Annotated in this window: 2 protein-coding genes; both read right to left on the bottom strand. The window is 60.1% G+C overall.

Going from position 1 to position 4392, the window contains the following annotated elements; all coding sequences use genetic code 11:
• Positions 1-357: 357 nt before the first annotated feature.
• Positions 358-1812 carry a Gfo/Idh/MocA family oxidoreductase gene (locus H5U08_RS11065; RefSeq protein WP_297032975.1) on the bottom strand — a complete coding sequence of 485 codons (1455 nt, stop codon included), beginning with the start codon at positions 1810-1812 and terminating at the stop codon, positions 358-360.
• A gap of 105 nt (positions 1813-1917) precedes the next feature.
• The coding region (locus H5U08_RS11060; protein WP_297032973.1) for a hypothetical protein at positions 1918-4392 on the bottom strand (2475 nt) is incomplete at its 5' end.

Below are 4392 nucleotides of genomic sequence, written 5' to 3'. Positions count from 1 at the left end.
TTTAGCACCGCTTTTTGCGCGGGACTTTAGTCCCCGGTGAAAGGAAATCGATGGTCGAACGTTGAACAGCGGACCCGACAGGCAGGTCCCTCCGGAAAAGGTCGGAGGGGCACGCTCGTCGTGCCCGCGGAAAGGCAATGGATGATCCAACGTTGCACAGCGGACCCGACAAGCGGGTCCCTCCGGAAGACGGACCTGACAAGCAGGTCCCTCCGAAGGCGCGCTTGACGTGAGGTAGGGGCCATTCATGAATTGCCCCTACCGCGTCCGGTGGAGAGTGCATTCCATGATGTGTCATCGGCCCGGGGTGGAGCCCGACCCTCCTGCTGGGGATATCTGAATGGCGGAACGGCTGCCTCATTTAATCCACGAGGCCACGTTCTTCATCGTCCACGGCTCTCGCTGCTTTCGGGTGAGCATGCTGTTGGCCTCTTCGTCATCGACGAAGCGCTCCTCAGCGGGATTCCAGCGGAGTTTTCGCCCTAGCATCATGGCGATGTTCCCAATATGAGCGATGGTGATGGTGCGATGGCCGATTTCGGCGGGGGCGTAGCAGGGCTGGCGGGTTTTAATGCAGTCGAAGAAATTACGATGTTCACCCCCTTTGCCTCCGTCCTCTCGTTTGACGACTTCGCTGGGAACATAAAGACCCAGGGCCTTGGGATCGACCTCCACATCCAGGAGTTCGCGCCGGCTGGCACGGAGCGCTCCCCGCCAGTTGTGCGATTCGATCCAACCGTCCGTACCTTCAAAGCGGATACCGGGGGAAGAAGTGCGTCCCACCAGGGGTGTTGTGCGGTCGGCCTTGGCAGGGTCCAGGTCGCCTGTCCCTGCCGATACCCGCATCGTCACGCCGTCGGCGTAACGGTAATGGAGGTCGAAGGTGGGCGCCGTATTGTAAACGGCATCCCGTGGGGGGAAGTCACCCCGGCCTTCCACTTCGACAGGCCCAGTGTGTTCCGTGTTATGGCCCCACTGGGCGAGATCAATCATGTGGGCACCCCAATCGGTCAGCACGCCACCGGAGAAGGCCAGATTCCAGCGGAAATTCCCGTGCACGCGGGCGGCGATGTAGGGCATCCACGGGGCCTGGCCCAGCCACATTTCGTAATTAAGATAGGGCGGTGGCTCTTCGATCATGTTTTTGCCGAAGGTGTCTTTGGCTTCCCCCACCACCCGCATGTTCGTGTTACCCATCGGCAGGCGGACTTCGATATGTTTGAGCTTCCCAATCACTCCGGCGCGAACCAAGCTGACAAGCCGAATATAGACGTCAATGGAGCGATTCTCGGAAGCCGTCTGGAAAACCGTCTTGTTCTCAGCGACTGTCCGGCAGAGGACCTGTCCTTCTTCCACGAACAGCGTCAGCGGCTTTTCACACAGGACATCCTTTCCCGCCATGGAGGCCATCAGGGCGGGAAGCACGTGCCAGTGATCGGGCGTGCAGTTCATGATGGCCACAATATCCCGCCGATTGATCAGATCCCGGAAGTCCCCGTAAGCAGCGCATTCCTTGTACTCTGCACCCAGAAGCTCGCCGTAGAACTTGTCCACACGTTCTTTTCCTGTGGCGAGATGCCGCTGATCCACGTCACAAACGGCGATGACCTGCGCGTCTTTGTGTCGGAAGACCTGGGAAAGATTCCAACCCACCCCGTGACCACCGCAGCCGATGAGCCCGACGGTGATCCGCTCACTGGCCGGGCTCAGGCCGGAAAGGCCCAGGGCTGAGGCCTTCACGAACGTCGGCAACGCGAGACTGGAAAGCAGTCCTCCCAGTATCTGACGGCGACTCACCTTGTGGTGCAGCATGACGGACCTCCCGGTGCCTAGGGGAATTCGTAACGGATTGGCCAACGGTTTGTCCAAGTGACGACCGCCAATGCGGTGGTGTATCTTTTCCCGAAGGATGGAGTTTCAGGCCGGCAAATGCTCTGCGGTGGGTGACGGCATGTTTCCAGCAACCTCGTTGCCCCCCGTATTGTCATCATTCACCCACGGGATCGCAATCTCCTGTCGGATCCGCCTCAGTCGCAGCATGCGCAAGACAGCGAAGGGCAAAAATGTGGCACTTCCCGCGAGCAGTGCGATGAGGATGGGCACATGGATGCGGACGGCCGACTGGAGGGTTTCCAGTTCCGGTGGTGCGCTGACTTCGGCCAGCAGTTTGTTGGCCGCTTGGGAAGCCGTTTGCCACTTGGTGATGGCCCGCGTGATCTTATTCAATTCCTCATTGAGAGCCTGGACCTCTGCGGCGGCCTGGCTCAGCTCCGCTGCCTGTTTGCGCTGGTCCATGCTTTGCTGGTGAAGTTCGTCGCGCCGCTTTTGCAATCGCTGGAGTTCGCTGGTGAGACTTTCCACAAGGATGGAAGCCTCCTGTTTTTTGACGGCGGCCAGCTCCTGCCGGACGATCGACTTGAGCACTTCGAGCTTACTCTGCGCTAATTCCGGTGTGTTCCCCGGCGTCGCTGTGGAATCGGAAGAGGGCGTCGCCGGCACGGTCGGGGCTGATGGCGCGTTTTCGGAAGACGCACGGTTGGCCTGCGGAGTCAAGACTGTTTCGGCAGCGGACGATCCCGGACCTTCAACCAGGCGTTTGGCAACAGCCGCGTTGAGTTCTTCTTCCGAGATCGCACGTGCCGGGTCGTTGAAAACTGACTGCGCTTCGCGGAGTTTTCCCTGATGGGCCTCGATTTCGGCGGCAAGCTGCGTCCATTCCTGTTCGGCAAGACTTGCAGACTGGAGCAGTTCCCGAGATCTCTTTTCCAGCGTGCGGACATCGGCGGTTCCAAATTGCCGGGTGATAGCATCCATACGCTGCTGAAGGTTTTTCTGTCGCTCGGTCAGTCGGTTTAATTCCTCCTCGGTCATGGAAAGGCATCGTGCGCTGAGGCTTTTGCCCGCCGCACACAATTCGTCGAAATAGACTCTCTGCCATCGCTCGAGAATGACCCTGGCGGACTGCGCGTCGGGACCTATCAGTTGCCACGTCACGTAGGGCAAGCCCTCGGTGCGACCGATTTTCACAGCTTCCAGTACCCGGTCGATGCCGTTCTTTTTGACCAGGGGACAATCCGCCAGGACGGTGTCGTGACGAAGTTTTTCCACAATTGCCGGGCTGTCCGGCCAGAGGGCGGCGCCATCATGGGTCACCTCGGGTGGGAATCCGTCGGGTAATTGACCATCTCGAACGGCGAGGAGAAACGGCTTTTCGAACAGCGACAGGCGATGGAGGGTGCTGTATGTCCGGGGATAGAACCACCCGACGACAGCCATCACAACGAGGGCGGCGACTGCGCCGATCAAAATCTCCCAGGGTAGCTCTTTCCAGCGACGCCGTCGCAGGGGGAGATTGACCACTCGCCAGGGACGATATTCGCGGACTGGGGCTGGAATTTCCGCAGGGGCCACGCTCGGTGCATCCTCTGCCGGGCCGACCTGCGGGAGCTCAGCAACGGCCGAGGGTGCCGGTGCTTCCTCGGGGATCGTCGCGGGCTCTGTCTGGGGCGAATGGGTCATACCCTGCTGTTCGCGGAGAACCAGTTCCTGCTCTCGTGCGGTCAACCGGGCTTCCTGCTGACGGAGCTGCGCCTCCCATCCCAGCAGACGATCCTCCAGCACTTGCAATTCAGCCAGGCGCTGGGCCAGCGATTTCTCCTGCTCCACGAGACGTGCCTCACGCTCATGGAGGGAACCCGTGAGCCGTTGATATTCCTCATGGGCGGCGGCCAGCTTGGCCCGATCGGCTTCCAATTCGGCACGCGTCTGTTCCAGTCGGCGTTCTTCTTCGGCCAGAAGGGCCAGTTGCCGATCGATCACCCGCTCCCGTTCATCGAGAAGGGACTGGCGATGCTCGAGCTGCTGAAGCAGGGCCTGGTGTTTTTCACGGATGTCGGCCAGATTTTGACGTTCTTCGGCGAGCGCATTTTCCTGCTGGAGGAGCTGCCGTTCTTTGGCAGCGAGAAGTTCTTTCTTTTGGTCGAGCTCTTGCTCTCGATGAGCGAGGGAGGATTCCCACTCTCGGAGACGTGCCGAAGCGGTGTGGAATTCCTCCCATGCACGGGCAAGCTGGGATTGCGCCCGTTGAACGTCTTCTTTTTCCTGGGCGAAACGGTCCTCCTCAGCGACAAGCTCTTCCTGGAGCCGGAGCAGGCTTTCAGACATTTCGTCGAGAGAACGGGCCCATTCCTGAAGGAGGGCCTCCTTGTAAGCGAGCTCCTGGACTTTTGAATTCCAAGAGTCGGGCAGAGGACTGGGATCGGGCAGGGGTAAATGCTCTGCGCCCGAGGTCCATTCCGCCGATCCGCTGGTGAGAAGCCCGGCCGGATCGCAGGAAGGTGACGGGCGATCGGTTTCCTCGGGTGGAAGGACTTCCAGATTCCCTGAGGCGAG

Source organism: Thermogutta sp. (genome assembly GCF_014359955.1).
GTDB lineage: Bacteria > Planctomycetota > Planctomycetia > Pirellulales > Thermoguttaceae > Thermogutta.
This window is presented reverse-complemented; position numbering and strand designations above follow the sequence as displayed.